This window comes from Polaribacter ponticola (assembly GCF_026191475.2).
Lineage (GTDB): Bacteria > Bacteroidota > Bacteroidia > Flavobacteriales > Flavobacteriaceae > Polaribacter > Polaribacter ponticola.
This window is the reverse complement of the sequence record NZ_JAOSLC020000002.1, coordinates 834,920-856,205: the sequence shown is the minus strand read 5'-3', so window position 1 is coordinate 856,205 and position 21,286 is coordinate 834,920. Positions and strand designations below refer to the sequence as shown.

Here is a 21,286-nt window from a genome sequence, read left to right as displayed (position 1 = left end):
ATTCTTATAATTGAAAAATATTATCTACCAGATTTTCATCACTTCGCGTTCCATAAGGATCTATAGCAATGTAATTAGGTTTTTCTTTTACGATTATTTTAATTTCTGTTATTTCTTTATTGATTTGATTTGACTCATAATACAATACTGAACTATCATCTTTTACATTTGATGGATGTGCTGTAAACAGTCCAATTTTAATATGTTCATCTATTGATATTTGTTTGATTTCTCCGTTTTTTAAAGTTTCAAAACGTTTTGATTTTACTTTTACTGTAACCTCATAAGTTCCGTTTGCTAATGCTTTTGTTCTAGCATTTTCAATACCTACATCATACGTAATTACTTTTTTAAACCAATCGTTTATTAAACCGTGTTGATTTTTTGGAGTAATTTTATAAACTTCTTTTAATAAATCTAAAGTTGTAGCTTCTAATTTGGTGCTATTTCTATGGTTATCTGTTAATGTTTTTAAGACTAGATTCACTTGCTTTTCGCCTACTAAATCTCTTAAAGCTAACAATACATTTAATGCTTTTCCGTAAGAAATAAAACTTTGTCCATCTACTTTATAAACGGCTGGTTCAATTTTAGAAGCAAAAGATCTTCCCGAAAAATAACGACTTCTTGCATTTTCTGCTAACGTATATAATGCGCTTTTTCCGTACATTTTTTCCATAACTACAGCTTCGGTATATTTTGCGAGTCCTTCAACAAGAAAAGAACCTCCTGCAACCGGTTTTGCAGATAAGGTGTGTCCCCACCATTGATGTGCCACTTCATGAATAGTTCTTTTTGCAACGACATTAAAAGTATCTTCGTCGCTAACATCAGATAAATACAATCTATCTTCAACCATACTAATAACTCCAGGATGTGCAAAACCTCCAAAAGGCCAATGTGCTGGTACTTCAGCTATTCTTAAATAATCGAATTGATATCTTCCAAAATTTTCTTGACAATAATCTAATGTTTCTTTAATGCTTTGTTCTATATCACCAATATTAAAATTGTGATTTTCGTCATAATATTGCTCAATTGCAACTCCCTTATAATTTGTTTTCTTAGTTGCATATTTTGCTGAGAAATATCCCACAGAAGGTGAAATTTTCTTGCTAGATTTATAATGAAAATAGTTTCTATTATTTGCTATCCAATGCTTTAATAACTTACCAGAACTAATGGCTGTTTGATCGTTTGATGTAGAAATAATAGTTTCAAAATTTATTTTTTCATATTTAACATCTTCAAAAGCAATGTGAGCATCCGTACTTTCATTTTCTTTTATTCGCTTTGGTAAATTTCTTTTTTTGCGTTCTCTTTGATTTGAAATTTCAAAACTTGTACTATATCCTAAAATGGGATCAAAATTGCTAAAACGGTTAAGGTATGTTCCATTATTTATGATTGACTTATCGTTTTCATAACCTTTTACTTTATTGGTTAATTTAAAATTAAACATCACAGAATCTTGAGGTTGCAATGCCTTTTTAAATTTGAAAAGGTAGATTCCGAAATCAGTATCTTGTTTTATTAAATCAGCATTCTCGATAAAAACTGTATCCAACGCTTTTCGTTCGGTAATAAACACTTGTTTCATTGGTTTTTCGCTACGATTTACCATTACATATTTTGCGTTTACAGTATAACTTCTTTCTTCAGGAAAAATAGATACTTCTGTCTTTTTTGAACTTGGATATAATCTTTCTATACTTTCATATTGTTTAAATTTACGTTCGTAATTTTCGCTAAACTCTAAATGATCGTTTATCGTATTATATTCTGAAACCACGTTGACATTGTAAAAAACCAAGCTTCCGAAGCCGATAAAAAGTATCGTTAAAAAAGACAAACTCATCTTTTGAACTTTGCTCCAATTTGTTAAAAGTTGCTTTATTTTCACAGAAAAACTAGCTACAATTCCACGATTCCAAATTTTAAATGAAAACACTGTTAATAACAAACCAAAAGCCAACCAATACATTGCTAAATGATTATATAAGTTTGAAACACCGTTAAAGCCATCCATATTATTAGATCTTATTCTTGGTAAAAAACCTAGGCTAGTTAAAGGGTGTTGTAAACCAAGCAGTACGTCAGATTTAAAGATTACAACAACTAACAATCCAAAAATTCCCATACCAAGATATTTTGTTTTTGCTAAGCTGTTTACAAACAACGCAATCATACAAAAAATGATTAATTGTAATCCATAATGATAATAAAACGATGCATATAAATCGAATTCGAAATTTGAGTATCCTAAAGCTATTTGAAACATTATACACATTAAAATTCCCACGGTTATTAAAATAATTGGAAGCAATATTAAAGCACTAAATTTTGACAAAAAGAAAATACTGTTTTTAACTGGAGTCGCATCAATAATTAAATTAAAGTTTAAACTACGCTCTTTCCAAACAATTTCAGAACTATAAAAAATAATTAAGATTAAACTGAAAATGGTTAACGGATCTACGATTAAACTGATTAATTGATTTGTAAACGGATATATGCTTACACCATATTCGCCACCATTAATTAGTGTTGAATACAATTCAGAAAAAACTATAAAAACCCACATCAATAAAACGGCTATAAATGGTAAGCTTTTAAAAACACTTTTTAATTCTACTTTTACTAAAGATAAAAATGCTGCTTTTTGTGCTTCAAAATTTGATGCAACCTCTAGGGGTTTGTAACTGAATAAAGGAGATTTTGATACTGCTATTTTTTTCTCTTTCTTCACCTTTTTAGTCATTTTTCTAAAAGAAAATAGTTTAAAGGTTCCTAGTAAAATTCCAAAAGCAATTCCTACCCAAATTAATCTGTTCCAGAAAAACAGCCCAGAAAAAGATAACAGTTGTGTGTTTTTTTGATAAGGAGTCCAAAATTGTGTTTGCTCAATGTAAGCAATTATTCCAAATGGATCTGCAATCGCAGCCATAACCATACTTTCTGGTGAAGATGGAGTAGCTTGAGCTAACAAAGGTGAATTAAAAAAAATAGAACTCACAAAATATATAATATATACAAACACAGCACTTACATAGGTTGCCGTACTGTTTTTTGTTAAAGTACTTACAGAAAAAACAATTGATGTACAAACAAAAACATTGGGTACAACAATATATAGCCAAGGCTGTAAGTAATTCATTATTTGAAAGTTAGCAATACGCTCAGGCTCTAAATCGGCAGTATAAACCCCAAAAATATGTCCAATTAAAAAAGGAGAAAATGCTAATAAACTAAAAATAAACGCTCCTAAAAAACGACTCCAAAAATACTGTCCTTTTTTTATTGAAGAGCTATAAATTAAACCTTCCATTTTATGTTGCTTATCTCTAAGCATTGTACTTATTGTAAAAAACATAATCACAAATAAACTTCCTAAAGTAAATATGCTAGTATGATAAAAAACTTGAAATGGCGCATTAAAATTTATTCCTTGAGGAGCATAACCTTGCCTACCCACAAAAATACCTAAAGCTAAAAACAATAGAGCTAACAAAGGAAATGCACGTTGCTTTTTTTGATAAAAAACTTCGAATTGTAATAATTTATTAAACATAGCTTATTGGTTTTTTGATTCTTGTTGAAATACTGTTGTAAAGTAAAAATCTTCTAAATTCGGTCTTATTTTCTCAAAACCTTCTTCAGGTTTTTGATCTGATAAAACTCTAATTTGAGTTTCTCCTGCAACTAATTTTGTTGAGATAATGTCAAATGCTTTTTTGTAAATTGTAATGTCTTTTTTAGGAATGATTTTCGTCCAAATTTTACCATCAATACTTGCTACCAGCTCTTTTGGATTTCCAACTGAAATAATTTCTCCGTTTGATAAAATTGCCATTTTGGGACATAAATTCCTTACATCTTCAACAATATGAGTTGAAAGAATTACGATGACATTTTCACCAATTTCACTTAATAAGTTCAAAAAACGATTGCTTTCTTCTGGGTCTAAACCAGCAGTTGGTTCATCTACAATAATAATTTGTGGATTTCCTAACAAAGCTTGTGCAATACCAAAACGCTGACGCATTCCGCCAGAAAAAGTAAATACCGATTTTTTACGATGCTGATATAAATTTACCTGCTGCAATAAAGCTGTAACTTGTTCTTTGCGTTCTTTTTTATTTAAAACTCCTTTTAAAACAGCCAAATGATCTAGCAATTTTTCTGCTGATATTTTTGGATACACACCAAATTCTTGCGGTAAATATCCTAAATGTTTTCTAACGTTATTTGGCTTTTCAATAATGTTTACATTATTAAATGAAATACTTCCAGAAGTAGGTTCTTGCAAAGTAGCAATAGTTCTCATTAATGATGATTTTCCGGCACCATTTGCCCCTAGTAAACCAAACATTCCGTTAGTTATTTCTAAGCTAATTCCGTTTAATGCTTTCACACCATTAGGATATGTTTTTGTTAAGTTATTTATTCTTAAAGTATTCATTGTCTGATGTTTTAAATTATACACAAATATGAAATATTATAACTCTTTCTTAAATTAAAGATGATAAACAAGGCTTTTTTCAATTCAGATAACTTGAATTTTGAGCTATCTTAAATTCAACTAAAAAAATGGTTTGTTTGTATAAAATTTAGCGTTGTTTGTCAGTTTTAACCTTTAAAAGATGATTAAGTTATTTTGTATATGTTTATGAAATAATAAAAGTCCCAATTAAGGGACTTTTAAGTAACTAGATTGTATTTTAAAAATTCTATTTCTTTACAAATTTTATATTTTTAACTCTTCCTAACATAGACAATCTAAATTCATTTCTTTCTTTATTAAACTCAAACATTTGTCTTCCGTTTATGTTTAATAAATTCTTTTTGATAGGTGTTACTTCTCCAACTGAATTACCTTTTACAAAGAGGACAATACTATTTTTTTTCATTTTTAGCGAATAAACAACGTCTAATTCAACACTATAATATTCGCCAGCATATGTTTTTAAATCTTCTTTACTATAAATTGTTTCTGGTTGATAAGCAACAAATTTTGTTGGCGCTGCATTCGGAAGTTTAATGCTAAAATTTTTCGCTTTAGTGTTAACCGTTAATATTACAGGTACACGTGGTCCAATCATTTGAAATTTATTTTTAGCAATTGGGCGCATTTTAGTAGCTCTTCCATTGCTTCTTACATAATTTAACATACCATCACGTACAACAAGTTTACGACTAGATTTGCTTTTATTATCCCAATAATCTCCCTCAAAAACCTTCAATTCTTTTTCTGATAACGTAACAAATACTGCTTTTTCGTTGCTCTTTTTTGATGCAGGTTTTTCTGTTTTAATCGTGTTATTTGATTTGAACTGATTCTTTAAAAACAAACCAGCAGTTTGGTAAGCCAATTTTGACGGATCAGTATCAGTTCTGTTGGCTAAAACAATCACAGAAAACTTTGCTTTTGGGAATCGAATAAACTGCGTTCTATATCCAACAAAAGATCCACTATGGTGAATTACTTTTAATCCTTTATAGTTCCTAAATGCTAAACCAGAAGCATAGGGTATTTTTTTTCCATTATTTAAAGTTCCTAATTGTAACATTTGATTCCAAAAATCTTTATTAAAAACTGAAGTATCATAAAATGAAGCATCCCATTTAGCAAGATCATTAATAGTAGTTAATAATCCACCATCGCCAACCATATTAAGCGTGGTCATGTGTTCGTAAAACCCATCTTTCCCATTTGATCTATAGCCAGTTGCTCTGTTTTTTACAACCTCAACAAAATTATCATGAAAACGAGAATTTTTCATTTCTAAAGGGTCAAAAATATTTTTCTTTGCAAAAACAGCCAAACTTTCACCACTTACTTTTTCGACAATTTGACCCAACAACCAATAACCAGAATTACTATACACAAACTCTTCTCCTGGATTAAAATTTAATTCTTGCTGATTCATTAATAACTTACCAACCGTTTTATCAGTATAGTTATCATTTGCCCCTAAACCAGAAAGTCTAGCAAGAATAATATAATCTCTAATACCACTTGTATGATTTAATAAATTTTGAATGGTAATATCATTAGCATACGAAGGAAACTTAGGAAAAAATGTACTCAACTTATCATCTAAAGAAAGTTTTCCTTGTTGTGATAACAAAATAATACTCGCTGCTGTAAATTGTTTTGAGGTTGAAGCTATAGTAAATACAGTTTCTGGTCCATTAGGAATATTATAATCCAAGTTTGCCATTCCGTATCCTTTTGTAAAAATTAACTTACCATCTTTAATAACTCCTACCGAACCACCAGGAGAGTTTGGTTTATTCCATTTAGAAAAAATGGCATCTATTTTAGATTGTTGTGGAATTTTATCTTGAGCATACATTGAGAATACGCTCATTGCCATAAGTAATAATATTTTTAAATTTTTCATTTTTATTGATTTAAGATTAACTTGAGGCAAACATAAATGAGATATAAAACACTTTAAAACTTATATGTTATACATAGTATTTATGAAGTTATATGGTCAAAAAAACACACTGAATCGTGTATGACTAAAAAAGTGTCTAGTTGGACATAAAATGAATAGTGTATATCAATTTTGTTGTGTAAACGCTTTAACAATAGTAATTTTGACCTATGATTCAGTTTTTAAAAAAGTACAAAGCCTTTATTTTTGGATTTTCTATTATTATACCAATATTCTATTTATTAGACTATTTAGGGTTAATTATTATACCAGATAAAGAAGCATCTGGTATATACATTTTTGCCTTTATTTGGGGATTGGTAATTGCTTTGCCTATACATAATTACAAGTATTTAAAAAGAAATAAGAAAACAGCACTTAGTGTACTAGTTTTATTTGTCTTATTTTTTGTAGCATTAGCGATTGATACTTTTATGCAACTACCAGATAACCCAATTACTTTTATTTTATTGATTGGTTTTTGGGTTGGAACCGCTTATTTACTTTCTCCCAAATTTTTTAAAAATATTGGAAGTTAATCGCTGTTTTTTATGTTCCATTATTCATTTATTTCATCTATTTAAGGCTTTTTTCTGGTGATTTAGAATCCTACTTAGAAATCAAAAAAATTCCTTTTGCCGTTTTCTTTATATCAATACCTATCTTATTCGCCTTATGGCTTTTTGAACAATGGAAATGGTTACAAAACTTAAAAGCTGAAAAGTCGAATGCTGAATTGTCTTTGTTAAGAGCGCAAATAAATCCGCATTTTTTCTTCAACACACTCAATAATTTATACGCTTTAACCATTAAAAACTCTAAGCAAGCGCCAGAGGTTATTTTAAAATTATCGGATATGATGCGTTATACTATTTATGAAGGTGAAAAAGAGAAGGTGAAAATTGCTGATGAAATTGAATATTTAAAAAACTATATAGAATTACACAAAATACGTTATAAAAAATCAGTAGAAATTATATTTAATCACACAATAGATACCAATTTAACTATTGCACCATTATTATATATAAATCTTTTAGAAAATGCTTTTAAACACGGTATCGATTCGCTTTCAGAAAACGCTTATATTCACATAAATTTGTATGAAAAAGACAATGCTATTTATTTTGATATAGAAAACAATTTTGATGCTAAAGAAAAAAGTGAGTTAAGCGGAATTGGCTTAAAAAACCTAAAGAAAAGATTATCTTTATTATATAAAAACAACCACGAGATAAAAACGAACATTACACAAAACATCTATAAAACAACGTTAAAAATTTCAAAAAATGCTTAAATATATAATTATAGATGATGAGCCTTTAGCGCACGAAATTATTGAAGAGTTCTGTAATATGTTACCACACGTTCAATTAGAAAAAAATTGCTACAACGCTATGGAAGCTATGCAATTTTTAAATGAAAACACAATCGATTTTATGTTTTTAGACATCAATATGCCAAAATTACGAGGTCTAGATTTTTTAAAAACATTAACCAATCCGCCAAAAACAATTATTACCACAGCCTATAAAGAACACGCTTTAGAAGGTTTTGAATTAAATGTTGTAGATTATATTTTAAAACCATTTAGTTTTAATCGTTTAGTAAAAGCAGTAAACAAAGTTTCAGAAAAAGAATCTTCAAAAACAATTATAAAAGAGGTTTCAAATTCAGAAGAAACCTCAACTAGGTTTTTTGTAAAAGGAGATAAAAAGCACCATCAAATAGACTTAAATGATTTATTGTACATCGAAGCTTACGGAAATTACACTAAGCTGTTTTTAAATGATGAAATGATTGTAAGTCACGAAAAAATATCACATTATGAAGCTATTTTAACGGATGGAAACTTCTTAAGAGTTCATAAATCTTTTATTGTTGCTATTGATAAAATTAAGTTTATTGAAGGGAATCGTATTTTAATAAATGAGCATAAAATTTCTATTGGACAAACCTATAAAAGCCGTGTAAATGAGCTTTTGAATTCTTAATTAGATTTCTTTTTATTTAGAACAAACTAAAAACCTTGAATTTCTTTTAGTTTTTCTTTTAATATTTTTGATGAAGGAAATTTTTGAATACCTGTTTTATAATAGTCAATCGCTTTTTTATATGCTTTATGTTTTACATAAAATTGACCAAATCGTTCAAGCATATTATCTCTAGAAAATGAAGTTAGAAAGCCTGGAAAGGCAGTATCTAATTCAGTAAATATTTTGAAATCATTTTCTTTAACTGCTAATAAGAATAAATATCTTTTTGTATTTTCATGAATGCTTGTTGAGATTTGATAACGTTTTCCTCTTGATTTAAATAATTGCTTTAATCCTTCAATGCCACCATCTTTTGTATAATTTTTTAAACTATAATATCTTATAGGCGCATAATCTTTAAAAAAGGTTTTCAGTCCATTATTCATTGTTACAATAGTTGTTGAATAATGGTTTTCATTAGTAAATAACTCGTATTTCCAATTCATTTTTTTGTTCGCTTTCTTTTTTAATATTTCAGCCAATGCATTTGTATTGTCTAAAGACCATGCTTCAACATCTCCAAGTGTAAAATATAGGTAATTGTCTAATTTAGAAGATCTGTCTAAAAGGTTTTCAATATTAGCAACTCGTTTAGCTGTTAAAAAAGTTGGACTTGCTATAAAGTATCCTTTAAATAAATTTGGTTTAGAAGCCAGTATTTCTATACCAAAAGCAGCAGCTCTTTGCCAACCAAAAAAGACACGTTCAGTTGGTAATGTTCTATATTTTGAATCGATAAACGGAATTAACTCTTTCTCTAAATAATTGCTAAATTTTGTAGATTCTGAATTGTATATTTTTCTTCTTTCGGCGTTGTTAGTTTTAATTCCTACAACTATAAATCCAGGTGTTTCTTTTTGAAACCTTAAGTTTTGTTGATAAGCAATCGCATTTAAAAAATACTTCTGACTATCAAAAACATAAATCACTGGGCATTTTTCTTTAGATGTTTTGTAACCTTCTGGTAAATAAATTTGTATTTCTCTTTCTTGATTTAAGATTTGTGAACTTAAATTAATTGTTTCTCCAACAACAAAATTAGAAGCTTTATTCTGCGAAAAATAACTGAATTGAGATGCAAAAAAAGAATATGAAAATGACTGTTTTTTGCTTCATTATATTTTACTTTTTGCTTCTTTTAATCCTTTTTTCATTCGTATTTCAAAATTAGTATTTGGGTATTTTGAAAGTCCAGCTTCAAAAAACTTAATGGCATTCTTATAATTTTTATGTTTTAAATAAAATTGCCCTAATCTATATTGCCAAGATGCAGATGCATATCTTTTGGTTTTTAAAACGTCTTTAAATTCTTCCATAAAAAAACTGAAATATTTAAAGTTATCATGATCTCTTGCTAACCAAATTAAAGAGTTTTTTGTACTCTCAGCAATTTTTTCATCTCCACCAAAACGTTTTGCTCTTTCTTTATAAAACGATTTTAAATAGGTAATTCCTCCAGCTTTTTCATAAGCAGAAATGTTTTCAAAAACTAATGCGTCATAATTATGATAGTAATATCTAAGTCCTTTGTAAAGAGATAATTGTGGTAATGATTGATGAACTTCATCATTAAATAATTCGTATTTCCAACGTAAATTTTTAGGATTGATTTGTTTTAGCCTCTCACTAAATTTTTCTGTTGATTTTACGTAATAAATATCCTTTTTAGAGTTGGCTATGTATAGATAAATCTCTTTATCAGATTGAAATTCTTTGATAATTTTTTCCGAAGCTAATCCACCATCAGAAACTATTGCACCAGAAAATAAGTTTTGCTCTTGCAATATCATTTTGCTTATATAATACGCTGCTGCTTCCCACCCAAAAATAACACGTTCTTTATTGGTTCTATAGTTTGAATCGATAAATTGAATTATATCATTTTTTAAGAAAGAAGTATACTTTTTTCTATCACCAAACAAAGGTCTTCTTGTAGTTCTTTTACTGTTAATACCTACAACGATCATTTCTGGAAGCGCAATTGGGCTTCTCAATGATTTTTGTATGGCAACCGCATTTGTAAAAAATCGTTGTCCGTCTAGAAGATATAAAACGGGGTATTTTTCTTTAGAAGTTGAGTAACTATTTGGTAGGTAAACTTGAATATCATTCGTTGTATTCAATATTTTAGATTGAATTGTAAACTTTTTACCTATAATAATATTTCCGGCTTCTTTTACTTGCGCAGTAATAGAAAGAAACAGGCTTAAAAAAAGTATGCTTAGAATTATTTGTTTTTTTTGCATTTTAATATTATTCTATAATTTCGACTTACAGTTATTTACAGCATATTGAAATCCGATAACAATAGACAAAGCTATAAATCAATTACTGTAATCTATTCAACCCTTCTATAGCTTGTTTATATTTTGGATCTATCTTCAGTGCTTTTTTGTAGGCTTTTTTCGCTTTGCTTTTTTTATTCATTCTAGAATACACATCCCCTAAACCTCTATATAATAGTTTTGAATCGCCAAGTTTTTGAAGTCCATATTTGTATACATATAATGCTTCTTTCAAGTTTTTATGCTTTAGGTAAAAACCTCCATATCTGTGAAACCAACTGGCATTCAAGCTTTTTTCAATATGTCCTTCAAAAGCTTTTTCGTAATAAATAAATCTTTCGTAATTGTTTTCTACAACTGCATTGTAAAGTATAAACATTTTAGAAACTTCATCAATGTCTGTCGAAATACCAAAACGTTCTCCTCTTTTTTTATAAAATGATTTTAATCCTTCTACGCCACCAAAATTTTCATACTCTTTTAAAGTTCTAAAAGTAACAGGTGTGTAATTATGAAAATAATCAATGATTCCTTCGTTAATCGTCTTAAAAGGAGTTGTATGATGTTTTTCTCTGTTTAAAATTGAAAACCTCCAGTTTAAATTATGATAAGTTTCCTTATTAAAGAATCCTTGTAGTTTTTGATTATCATTTAACCAACTTTCATCTGGTGCTGACGTCATCAATAAAAATGGAGTTTTTGCTTTCTTTAGGTTTTTAAGGTATTTTTCAACAGAATCAACTCTTGATCCTCTAATATTTGTGGCACTAGGAATAATATAACCACTAAATAAGCTTGGTTTTTCAGCAATAGTTTCTATTCCTATTCCACCAGCCATTTCCCACCCAAAAAACAAACGCTCTTTTTCTTTACTTGTTCTGTAGTTCTTATCGATAAATGGAATTAACTCATTCTCTAAGAAATTTATAAAATTTGTTGCTCCTTTGTTTTTATCAAATAAAATTCTTCTTTTAACAATATCTGTTTTTATACCTATAATTATCATCTGAGGAACAATGCCTCTTTTAGCAATCATTTGTTGAAAAGATACTGCTGGGTTAAAGTAATCTTGACCGTCAACTACATATAAAACGGGGTATTGTTTTGTTATTGAATCTTTATAATTACTAGGTAAATGAACCTGAATTTCTCTTTCTTGATTTAATACTTTAGAATTAATTACATAGTTGTCACCAATTGTAACTGGAGCTCCTTTTGTTTGCGCATTTATTGACACAACATAACTTAAAAAAATAAGTTGAGAGCAATTTTTTTAATCATCAATTTATAATTTAATTTGTTGTGCAAATATGAATTAAAAAACACATGCATGCTCATAAACTTAGATAAAGAACTGTTAAAAGTCTATAGATAGTTATTTAGTAAGAATTAAACAGGTAATTATTTAATATTCCAAATTTTAACAGTTTTGTCTTTACTCGGAGTTGCTATTAGTTTTCCGTCAGAACTGATGTCCATTCCTAAACCAATATCATTCGTATGATTAGAAATAGTTTGTAGAATTTTTTCATTTTTAACATCCCATAAAGTTGCTACAATTGGTTTTACAATACCATTAAATTTGAAATGATATTCTAACAATTCTCCAATCATCGATTTGTCTGTTCCGCCTGCTATTACTCTCTCATTATCAACAAACAAAACCGAATGAATTGCCTGATTATCTCCTTTTAAAGTATGTAGTAATTTCCAATTAGAAGTATCCCAAATTTTAACTGTTTTGTCATCTCCTGCACTTGCTAATAATTTTCCGTTTGGACTAAAACTCATTGACAATGGCACCATAGAATGTCCTAAAATCGTTTGAAGCAATTTTCCAGAATGTACATCGTAAACTCTAATTGCATTATCACTTCCAGATGATAATAATAATTCTCCTGTTGGATTAAAAACAACTTCCCAAATATTTTCCTGAGAATCGTTAAATTCATAAATCAGTTTCCCTGTATTTACATTCCAGATAGAAACTTTATCATCATTTCCACCAGCAGCAATTAACTTTCCATCGGGACTAAAATTTACAGACCAAATTGTGCCTTCATTTCTGGTTAACTTTTTTAATAAAACTCCTGTTTTAACGTCCCAAATTCTAACGTTTCCATCATATGCACCTGTTGCTACTACTTTTCCTGTTGAACTAAAATCTACGGCAGGAGTTCCTATTTCGTGAGGTAATTGATGTAGAACTTCACCTGTAACTCTAGACCAAATTTTAGCGTTTGGTTCAATTCCGCCACTTATCATTAAAGAATCGTTTGGACTAAATTTTACTTCCCAAACCTCATTGGTATGATGTGTAAATGTATCTTTTAATTCTATATGATTTCCTTCAACGATCTTTGGCTGAACAAAAAGCTGTAAAGACATTAAAACCAAAAGACTTATAATAATTACAATCCCAATTATTAAAAACTTATTTTTCATACTATTTAATACTTTCTAATTTTTGAATCATCTTTTTTGCTGATTTTGATGAATCATCTAATTCTAATGCTTTTTTGTATGCTTTTAATGCATTTTCTTTATCTTTTTTATAAAAAAGCTTCACCTAAGCTATCCCAAGAATTAGCGTCATTAGGAAATAATTTTGCGTTTTCTTGAAACACTTTTAGAGCATTATTTATTTTTTTCTTGTAAAAATGAATATCCAATTCCATTTAAAACTTTACCTTTATTTCGTTTTACTGTTTTTTTGATTGCATCAATATACGCAATAATAAAGGCGTCGTTCTTACTTGTACTAATATCTGGTTGAACGCCTATTCCTTCCCAATTTGTTTTAGTAACAGGATGTGTTGCTTCTATATATGGAACAGAAATAGTAAAATTATCGTTTATGTTTACTCTTTTAGTTCTATTTGCCCCACCTCTTGTTTTTTCTCCAACTACAATTGCTTTGTCTAAATGCTTTAATGTATATGTAAAAGCTTCAGCTGCAGAAAAGGTTCTTTTACTAGTTAAAATATATAAAGGTGTATTTGTTCTTCTTTTTCCGTTTATGTTTTCTAAAGTAAATAATTGCGTTTTGTTTTTTGTTTTACGCTCATAAAAGTTGCTAAGCAGAACAGGTTTTTTATCTGTGAAATAACTAGATAATAATTGCATCATGTTAGGAACTCCACCACCGTTTGTTCTTAAATCAATTATAATTGCATTGGTGTTGCTTAAAAAATTCATTGCAGCAGTAGCAGTTTCTTTTGCGTATTTAGTATCTGCAAACATGCGTAAATTTATATAACCAATATTACCATTTAATACTTTTGTTTCTGTAAAACCATAATTGATTTCTGCCATTTTCATAGCCATCATCTGTTCTCTTTTTAGTTTCACTTTTTTTGGCATTACGCGTTTGTTTTGCGCAATTCTTTTAGGTTCAAAATTTACTTTTAAATGTAAGTCTTTACTTATTTTTTGTAAGTCTTTAGTAAGTACTTTAGAGAACTCTTTTGGATTGGTAATAGATTTATATTTTTTTGAATTAGAGTTTATTTCTGAAGACATCTTCTTTGCTAAATCTAAATTTATATAAGAGTCCATTAATTTTTCTGAGACGAGTTTAAGAATAACTTTTTTCTTTTTTAGTTATTTCTTTGTTTTGTGATGTTACATTTATCACCGTTGTAATTGCAAAAGCAATGGCTAAAACATATTTTTTCATTTTGTATTAATTTTAAATTCTATGCAAACTTAAAATCTATTCAATCTTAAATAAATTATAATTCATGTAGTGTCTTATTCTATACTTAAACAATATTTCTTTAAGTATAAACTAGTTTAAGTGTAATTTTTACCAGTTTATGAGTGGTTTTTATTTGTTGATGTAAAATGGTTTTATAATTATTCGATTATGATTAGCTTTACCAAGTGAAATTATTTTTTAAAAAATACAGCGCATTCATTTACGGATTAATAATCTTTAGGGTTATAGTTATTGTATTAACCAGTTTCGATTTTATTTATATTGATAATTCTGAGTATTTATCTAATACATTAAGTTTTTTCTTTTATTGGATGTTATTTTCATTACCAATTTTTTATTTTCCTTTCTTTAAAAAACATCTTTCTATTACTTTAAAACTAGGAACTATTATACTGCTTTTTATTCTAGTTATTATTAATGATATTAATGAAGGTGTAGTAGATAACCCAATTACATTTATCGGAATTATTACAACGGGTTTAGCTTTTTTTCTATTATAGCAACAAGATTCTTTAAAAAATATGCGCTTTTTGTTATTGTATTTTATGCTTTAAGTATTGGTTATTTCTTATATATAAGAGTATATATAGATGATTTAAATGTGTATTTACAACAAGAAAAAGAGATAAAAATAATTCTAACGGTTCCTTTTTTAGTGTTAATTCTTGGTTGGTTTTTTCAGCAATGGAAATGGTTAAAGACCATAGAATCTAAAAAAACGAAGGCTGAATTATCACTCTTAAAAAGTCAGATAAATCCACATTTTTTCTTTAACACTTTAAACAACTTATATGGTTTAACTGTAGAAAAATCAGACGATGCACCAAATGTTGTTTTAAAATTATCAGACATGATGCGTTATACCATATACATGGGAAAAGAAGATTTTGTTTCTTTAAAGGATGAAATTGAATATTTGCAAAATTATATAGAACTGCATAAAATTAGATATCAAAAAAAGGTAGACATTCAATTTCATTTTAATAATGTTTCAGAATATAAAATAGCTCCATTGTTATATATAATAGCATTAGAAAACGCTTTTAAACATGGTGTAGAAAAACTAACTGAAAATGCATTTATACATGTACATATTTCAACAGAAAATGAAATTATTCTTTTCGAAATAGAAAACAATTACGAACAGTTAGAAACAAACCCTAAAATAGGAATCGGTTTAGAAAACTTAAAACAACGTTTAAAGTTATTGTATCCAAAGAAGCATCAAATTAAAATAAATAAAAGTGAATCTGTATATAGATTAACTATAAAAATTGACACAAAATGACACATTATTTAATTATTGATGACGAACCAATAGCACATAGAATTATTGAAAAATATTGTGATGATTTACCACACTTAATAAAAAGTGGAAATTGTTTTAATGCTTTTGAAGCAATGCAGTTTTTAAATGAAGAAAAAGTAGATTTACTGTTTTTAGATATAAACATGCCAAAATTATCGGGTTTCGATTTTTTAAAAACTCTTACTAATCCACCAAAAATCATTGTAACTACTGCATATAAAGAGTTTGCTTTAGAAGGGTATGAACTAGATATTTCTGACTACCTCTTAAAGCCTTTTAGTTTTCAACGTTTTGTAAAAGCAATAAATAAGACTATTGTAAATTTAAATAACAAGCAAACATTAACTCAAAATATAGCAATCACAGATTCTATTATAGAAGCCGATAGTATTTATATTAAGAGTGATAAAAAACACCATCAAGTTCATTTTAGTAACATTTTGTTTATAGAAGCTTATGGTCATTATTGTAAAGTTTATTTAAAAGACAAAATGATTTTATCTAATGATAAAATATCCTCTTTTGAGGCCTCTTTGCCAAATACTTTTATACGAACTCACAAATCGTTTATAGTTTCAAAGAATAAAATTCAGCAGATAGAAGGGAATAGAATTCATATCAACGAACATAAAATTCCTATTGGACAAACGTATAAAACAAAAGTAAATAAGTTGTTACGTTAAAAACCGTGTGCTATTTTTTCTAATTCCTGATCATTTAAAATAGCAATATCTTTACCTTTAAACTCAATAATACCTTTCTTTTTAAGTTCAGAAAGTAAACGAATTGCAGATTCTGTTGCTGTTCCAATAATGTTAGCAATATCTTCTCTAGAAAGATGAATATCTATAACACCTTGGCTCGAAGTACCAAATTTTTCTTTTAAATTTAAAAGAGATTCTGCCAAACGTTGTTTAACACTTTTCTGTGCCATATCTACAATTAAATTATCAGCACTTTTTAAAGAGGTAGCCATTGTTTTTAAAACATCTAAAGAAAAAGCTGCATTCATTTGTAAATCTCTCATAATTTCATCTTTTGGAATAAAACAGACCGTCATATCATTTAATGCAATTGCACTTAAGTTAGATACTTCGTTAGAAATTAAACTTCTTTCACCAATTATATTTCCATGGTTAATTAAATTAATAATCTGATTTTTACCATTTTCACTCATCTTAGAAACTTTACAAACCCCATCTTTAATGCAAAAAACCCCATTAATATGTTCTCCTTCTTCAAACAAAAATTCTCCTTTTTTAATAATTTTAGAGGTTTTACAAGCAGAAACGCGTAGCAATTCTTCCTTAGTAAGATGCTTTAAAGAACTAAATTGACGTACAATGCATTGAGAACATTTGTTCATATTTCTGATTTGTTTGGGTAGTTCAAATATATTGAAAAGCTGACAAATATCATATTTTAAAGAGAACTAATGTTTTTAATTTGCAGTAGGCAAACGAGTAAATATGAAAACTACACAATGTTATCACTGTGGAGATTCTTGTAACGATTCTGTAATTCAGGTTGATGAAAAATCTTTCTGTTGTAATGGATGTAAAACTGTATATGAAATTTTCTCTGAAAATGATTTAACATGTTATTACGATTTTCAAGAAAATCCTGGAGCAATACCAACTGAAATACAAGGTAAATATGATTTTTTAGAGCATAAAGATATCATAGAAAAGTTGTTAGATTTTAACGATGGTAATACACAAATAATTACATTATATATTCCGCATATTCACTGTAGTTCTTGTATTTGGGTTTTAGAAAATTTACACAAACTAAATACCAAAATTGTTAGTTCGCAAGTAGATTTTCCTAAGAAAACAGTAAGAATTTCTTATAATTCTGAAATTATTACGCTTAAAGAAATTGTACTTTTATTAAGTTCAATTGGTTACGAACCTTATATTAGTTTAGAAGATTATTCTAGCGGAAAAAAGAAAGTAGATAGAAGTTTAATTTATAAGTTAGGTATAGCTGGTTTTGCTTTCGGAAACGTAATGTTTTTATCATTTCCAGAATATTTTGAGGTTTCTGGATTTTGGTTAGATCAATATAAAAACATTTTTAGATGGTTAATGCTTTTCTTCTCATTACCAGTCGTTTTTTATTCGGCTAAAGATTATTTTATATCAGCTTTTAAAGGTTTTCGTTCTAAAATTTTAAATATTGATGTGCCTATTGCATTAGGAATTTCTGTTTTATTTATAAGAAGTACTGTAGAGGTTTTGTTTGATTTAGGCACCGGTTTTTTTGATAGTTTAACTGGTTTGGTTTTCTTTCTTCTCTTAGGTAAGTTTTTTCAGCAAAAGACCTATAATTTTTTGTCTTTTGAGCGAGATTATAAATCTTATTTTCCAATTGCGGTAACCAGAATAACTACTGATCAAAAAGAAGAAAATGTAGAAATATATGATGTTAAAAAAGGAGATAGATTATTAATTAGAAATGAAGAATTAATACCTGTAGATGGTATACTTATTAACGGAAATGCACAAATAGATTATAGTTTTGTTACGGGGGAAGCAGAACCGGTTTCTAAAAAATCTGGAGATAAATTATTTGCAGGAGGAAAGCAACTTGCTGGTATTTTAGAAATGGAAGTATTGTCTTCGGTTTCTCAAAGTTATTTAACGCAACTTTGGAGTAATGATGTTTTTAAAAAAGACAAATCTTCATCTTTTAAAACGCTAACAGATAAAATAAGTAAGAATTTTACAATTTTAGTTTTATCAATTGCTATTCTATCTACAGTATTTTGGTTTTTTTATGATGCAACTAAAGCTTTAAATGTTTTTACTGCGGTATTAATTATCGCTTGTCCTTGTGCTATTGCATTGGCAGCTCCTTTTACTTTAGGAAACCTATTGCGCATTTTTGGTAAGAAAAAATTCTATTTAAAAAATGCCACGGTTATTGAGCAAATGGCAAGTATAGATTCTATAATTTTTGATAAAACGGGTACATTAACTACCAATAAAGAAAGTACAATTTCCTATAAAGGTGCTGCTTTAAATAAACTTGAAGAAAGTATTTTAAAAAGCGCGTTAAGAGCTTCTAATCATCCTTTAAGTAGAACATTGTATAATCTTTTTTTAGATGCTGATGTACTTACTGTTTCTAATTATAACGAAGTAATAGGTAAAGGGATTGAGGTAGAATATAATGGAAATTATTTAAAATTAGGAGCAGCAAATTTTGTAAAAAAAGATGATGAATTAGTTTCTTTAGATACAGCTGTGCATATTAGTTTTAATAATGTTTATAAAGGAAAATTTACTTTTAAGAATTCATATAGAAAAGCAGTTAAATCGCTTTTTAATTCCTTAAAAAGTAATTATGATTTAGCTGTTGTGTCTGGAGATAATGAAGGAGAAAAAAATACTTACTAGAAAATTTACCAAGAGAAACCAAACTGTTATTCCGTAAAAAACCAGAAGATAAATTGGATGTTGTAGCTAGTTTTCAAAAAGATAGTAAAAAAGTAATGATGATTGGTGATGGTTTAAATGATGCAGGCGCATTAGCAAAAAGTGATGTTGGTGTTGCTTTGTCAGAAAACATTAATGTTTTTTCGCCTGCTTGTGATGCTATTTTAGATGCTTCTCAATTTCATAAAATTGAAGACTACTTAATAATATCTAAAAAAGGAATTAATATAATAAAGCAAGCTTTTTTATTATCAATCTGTTATAATGCTATTGGATTATATTTTGCTATATCAGGTCAGTTAATGCCTGTTATAGCTGCAATTTTAATGCCGTTAAGTTCTATCAGTATTGTTGTTTTTACAACTATTTCAACTAATTTATTAGAAAAAATTAAACTAATTATGAAGTCTTTAATCACAAAATATAATATTCCAGGACCAAGATATACAAGTTATCCTACTGTTCCTTTTTGGGATACAGATACTTTTACAAGAGAAAAATGGATTCAAACTTTTAAAGATTCGTTTATAGAAAGTAACTATTCAGAAGGGATTAGTTTATATATTCATTTACCTTTTTGCGAGAGTTTATGCACGTTTTGTGCTTGCCATAAACATATAACTAAACGCCATGAAGTAGAGGAGGAGTATATAAAAACGGTATTAAAAGAGTGGAATTTATATACAAATTTAATAGGCGAGAAACCAATAATTAAAGAACTGCATTTAGGAGGCGGAACTCCTACTTTTTTTCTAAAGAAAATTTAAAATTTCTAATTGATGGATTATTAGAAAAAGCAATTAAACACACAGAATCAGAATTTAGTTTCGAAGGGCATCCAAATAACACCACAAAAGAACAATTACAGACTTTATATAATGTAGGTTTTACTAGAGTTAGTTTTGGTGTACAAGATTATAATCAGAAAGTTCAAGAAGCGATACATAGAATTCAGCCTTTTGAAGCTGTAAGGAATGTAACTAATTGGGCTAGAGAAATTGGTTATACATCTATTAGTCACGATTTAATTTTTGGATTGCCATTTCAAACAAAAGAGAATGTAATTTATAGTATTAATAAAACAAAAGAATTACAGCCAGACAGAATTTCTTTTTATAGTTATGCGCATGTTCCTTGGATTAAAGGTGTGGGTCAAAGAGGCTTTAATGAAAAAAATTTGCCAAAAAATGATGAAAAAAGAGAATTATATGAAATAGGGAAAGACCTTTTTTCAGAGTTGGGTTACGAAGAAATTGGTATGGATCATTTTGCATTAAAAACAGATAGTTTATATAAAGCTACTGTAGATAAAACTTTACATAGAAATTTTATGGGCTACACTTCTAACAAAACTCAATTAATGATTGGCTTAGGAATGTCTGCAATTTCAGATTCTTGGTACGGATTTGCTCAAAATGTAAAAACGGTAAAAGAATATCAAAAGATTGTAAATTCTGGGGTAATTCCTGTTTTTAGAGGACATATTTTATCCGGAGAAGATAAAATTATCAGAAAACATATTTTAAACATTATGTGTAACTTTTATACGTCATGGGATAAAGAAGGAACAAAAATTAAAAATATTGAACATCATTTATTGTTATTAGAAGAATTAAAAAATGATGGCTTGGTAATTATTGATGAAAACTCATTATCAGTGCCAGAAAAAGCGAGACCTTTTGTTAGAAATATATGTATGGCTTTTGATAAGAAGTTGATTAAAAAAAATAATGATAAAAAATTGTTTTCAATGACAATTTAGGTTGCGTTAATGTTAGTGTTTTGGTGTTTTTGTTGCGAAATTGTTAAAATTGACTTAATTATTGGGTTAAATAATAAATAGGTACTTGTTATTTAAAAAAGAATTCATATATTAGTCATATAATTACAGCGCTATTTAATAGCAAACATTTTAATATTTAATTTTATACACCCCCCATTATGAAATTTAAGAGCATCAACTTCGATTTAAAAAGAGTAAAAAGCAATTTATCTGTTAAATTAGTAAAAACCCTTTTCTGGGTATTTAAAACATCATTGGCTACT

Annotated in this window: 16 protein-coding genes and 2 pseudogenes; 8 read left to right on the top strand and 10 right to left on the bottom strand. The window is 28.1% G+C overall.

Annotated features, from left to right (window positions below; all coding sequences use genetic code 11):
- Positions 1–4: 4 nt before the first annotated feature.
- The 3 genes from N5A56_RS04380 to N5A56_RS04370 form a co-directional block, all read right to left on the bottom strand.
- A complete protein-coding gene (locus tag N5A56_RS04380; protein WP_274270207.1) occupies positions 5–3,571 on the bottom strand; it encodes an ABC transporter permease/M1 family aminopeptidase in 3,567 nt (1,188 codons plus the stop codon).
- A gap of 3 nt (positions 3,572–3,574) precedes the next feature.
- The gene (locus N5A56_RS04375) at positions 3,575–4,462 is read right to left on the bottom strand and encodes an ABC transporter ATP-binding protein (protein WP_265726218.1); all 888 of its coding nucleotides are present in this window, start codon (positions 4,460–4,462) and stop codon (positions 3,575–3,577) included.
- Between the two features lie 268 nt (positions 4,463–4,730).
- The gene (locus N5A56_RS04370) at positions 4,731–6,407 is read right to left on the bottom strand and encodes a serine hydrolase domain-containing protein (protein WP_265726219.1); all 1,677 of its coding nucleotides are present in this window, start codon (positions 6,405–6,407) and stop codon (positions 4,731–4,733) included.
- A 209-nt stretch (positions 6,408–6,616) separates the two neighbouring features.
- Here N5A56_RS04370 and N5A56_RS04365 point away from each other — a divergent pair, with 209 nt between their 5' ends.
- The 3 genes from N5A56_RS04365 to N5A56_RS04355 all read left to right on the top strand — a co-directional run bounded on the left by N5A56_RS04365 (position 6,617) and on the right by N5A56_RS04355 (position 8,440).
- Positions 6,617–6,985, top strand: coding sequence for a hypothetical protein (locus N5A56_RS04365; RefSeq protein WP_274270206.1), 369 nt, complete (start codon positions 6,617–6,619; stop codon positions 6,983–6,985).
- Between the two features lie 197 nt (positions 6,986–7,182).
- Complete coding sequence (locus N5A56_RS04360) at positions 7,183–7,743, top strand: sensor histidine kinase (protein WP_265726221.1); 561 nt, start codon at positions 7,183–7,185, stop codon at positions 7,741–7,743.
- Positions 7,736–8,440: a LytR/AlgR family response regulator transcription factor gene (locus tag N5A56_RS04355; RefSeq protein ID WP_265726222.1), complete on the top strand. Its 705-nt coding sequence runs from the start codon at positions 7,736–7,738 to the stop codon at positions 8,438–8,440. The genes N5A56_RS04360 and N5A56_RS04355 overlap by 8 nt, the downstream gene beginning before the upstream one ends.
- Positions 8,441–8,466: 26 nt before the next feature.
- Here the strand turns inward: N5A56_RS04355 and N5A56_RS04350 are convergent, their stop codons facing one another.
- The 6 genes from N5A56_RS04350 to N5A56_RS04325 all read right to left on the bottom strand — a co-directional run bounded on the left by N5A56_RS04350 (position 8,467) and on the right by N5A56_RS04325 (position 14,325).
- Positions 8,467–9,483 (bottom strand): alpha/beta hydrolase, encoded by a 1,017-nt coding sequence (locus tag N5A56_RS04350; RefSeq protein WP_274270232.1) that lies wholly within the window; start codon positions 9,481–9,483, stop codon positions 8,467–8,469.
- Positions 9,484–9,597: 114 nt separating this feature from the next.
- Positions 9,598–10,728, bottom strand: a complete 1,131-nt coding sequence (locus tag N5A56_RS04345; RefSeq protein ID WP_274270205.1) for an alpha/beta hydrolase-fold protein — start codon at positions 10,726–10,728, stop codon at positions 9,598–9,600.
- A gap of 82 nt (positions 10,729–10,810) precedes the next feature.
- A complete protein-coding gene (locus N5A56_RS04340; protein ID WP_274270204.1) occupies positions 10,811–12,004 on the bottom strand; it encodes an alpha/beta hydrolase in 1,194 nt (397 codons plus the stop codon).
- A 164-nt stretch (positions 12,005–12,168) separates the two neighbouring features.
- A complete protein-coding gene (locus N5A56_RS04335) occupies positions 12,169–13,212 on the bottom strand; it encodes a WD40 repeat domain-containing protein (RefSeq protein ID WP_265726225.1) in 1,044 nt (347 codons plus the stop codon).
- A gap of 1 nt (position 13,213) precedes the next feature.
- Positions 13,214–13,336, bottom strand: a complete 123-nt coding sequence (locus tag N5A56_RS04330; RefSeq protein ID WP_274270203.1) for a hypothetical protein — start codon at positions 13,334–13,336, stop codon at positions 13,214–13,216.
- A gap of 68 nt (positions 13,337–13,404) precedes the next feature.
- Entirely contained in the window at positions 13,405–14,325 is a 921-nt protein-coding gene (locus N5A56_RS04325; protein WP_274270202.1) for a S41 family peptidase, read from the bottom strand.
- 327 nt (positions 14,326–14,652) lie between these two features.
- Between N5A56_RS04325 and N5A56_RS04320 the strand changes: the two genes are divergently transcribed.
- The 3 genes from N5A56_RS04320 (at position 14,653) to N5A56_RS04310 (ending at position 16,480) form a co-directional block, all read left to right on the top strand.
- On the top strand, positions 14,653–14,988 hold the full coding sequence (locus N5A56_RS04320) for a hypothetical protein (protein WP_274270201.1): 336 nt from the start codon (positions 14,653–14,655) through the stop codon (positions 14,986–14,988).
- A 101-nt stretch (positions 14,989–15,089) separates the two neighbouring features.
- Positions 15,090–15,776, top strand: a complete 687-nt coding sequence (locus N5A56_RS04315; protein WP_274270200.1) for a sensor histidine kinase — start codon at positions 15,090–15,092, stop codon at positions 15,774–15,776.
- The gene (locus N5A56_RS04310; protein WP_265726229.1) at positions 15,773–16,480 is read left to right on the top strand and encodes a LytR/AlgR family response regulator transcription factor; all 708 of its coding nucleotides are present in this window, start codon (positions 15,773–15,775) and stop codon (positions 16,478–16,480) included. The genes N5A56_RS04315 and N5A56_RS04310 overlap by 4 nt, the downstream gene beginning before the upstream one ends.
- On the opposite strand, the gene N5A56_RS04305 is transcribed toward N5A56_RS04310, so the two are convergent.
- Entirely contained in the window at positions 16,477–17,163 is a 687-nt protein-coding gene (locus tag N5A56_RS04305; protein ID WP_265726230.1) for a Crp/Fnr family transcriptional regulator, read from the bottom strand. The two genes, N5A56_RS04310 and N5A56_RS04305, sit on opposite strands and share 4 nt — an antisense overlap.
- A 103-nt stretch (positions 17,164–17,266) precedes the next feature.
- Between N5A56_RS04305 and N5A56_RS04300 the strand changes: the two are divergent.
- A pseudogene (locus N5A56_RS04300) lies at positions 17,267–19,629 on the top strand (heavy metal translocating P-type ATPase); the annotation flags it as partial.
- Between the two features lie 9 nt (positions 19,630–19,638).
- Positions 19,639–21,002: pseudogene (gene hemN / locus N5A56_RS04295) on the top strand (oxygen-independent coproporphyrinogen III oxidase).
- Positions 21,003–21,286: the final 284 nt, after the last annotated feature.

Bases quoted from the DNA above. Each gene is read 5' to 3' on its own strand.
- N5A56_RS04305 (WP_265726230.1), bottom strand. From the start codon at position 17,163: ATGAACAAATGTTCTCAATGCATTGTACGTCAATTTAGTTCTTTAAAG.
- N5A56_RS04355 (WP_265726222.1), top strand. From the start codon at position 7,736: ATGCTTAAATATATAATTATAGATGATGAGCCTTTAGCGCACGAAATT.
- N5A56_RS04370 (WP_265726219.1), bottom strand. From the start codon at position 6,407: ATGAAAAATTTAAAAATATTATTACTTATGGCAATGAGCGTATTCTCA.
- N5A56_RS04375 (WP_265726218.1), bottom strand. From the start codon at position 4,462: ATGAATACTTTAAGAATAAATAACTTAACAAAAACATATCCTAATGGT.
- N5A56_RS04325 (WP_274270202.1), bottom strand. From the start codon at position 14,325: ATGGACTCTTATATAAATTTAGATTTAGCAAAGAAGATGTCTTCAGAA.
- N5A56_RS04345 (WP_274270205.1), bottom strand. From the start codon at position 10,728: ATGCAAAAAAAACAAATAATTCTAAGCATACTTTTTTTAAGCCTGTTT.
- N5A56_RS04335 (WP_265726225.1), bottom strand. From the start codon at position 13,212: ATGAAAAATAAGTTTTTAATAATTGGGATTGTAATTATTATAAGTCTT.
- N5A56_RS04380 (WP_274270207.1), bottom strand. From the start codon at position 3,571: ATGTTTAATAAATTATTACAATTCGAAGTTTTTTATCAAAAAAAGCAA.
- N5A56_RS04310 (WP_265726229.1), top strand. From the start codon at position 15,773: ATGACACATTATTTAATTATTGATGACGAACCAATAGCACATAGAATT.
- N5A56_RS04365 (WP_274270206.1), top strand. From the start codon at position 6,617: ATGATTCAGTTTTTAAAAAAGTACAAAGCCTTTATTTTTGGATTTTCT.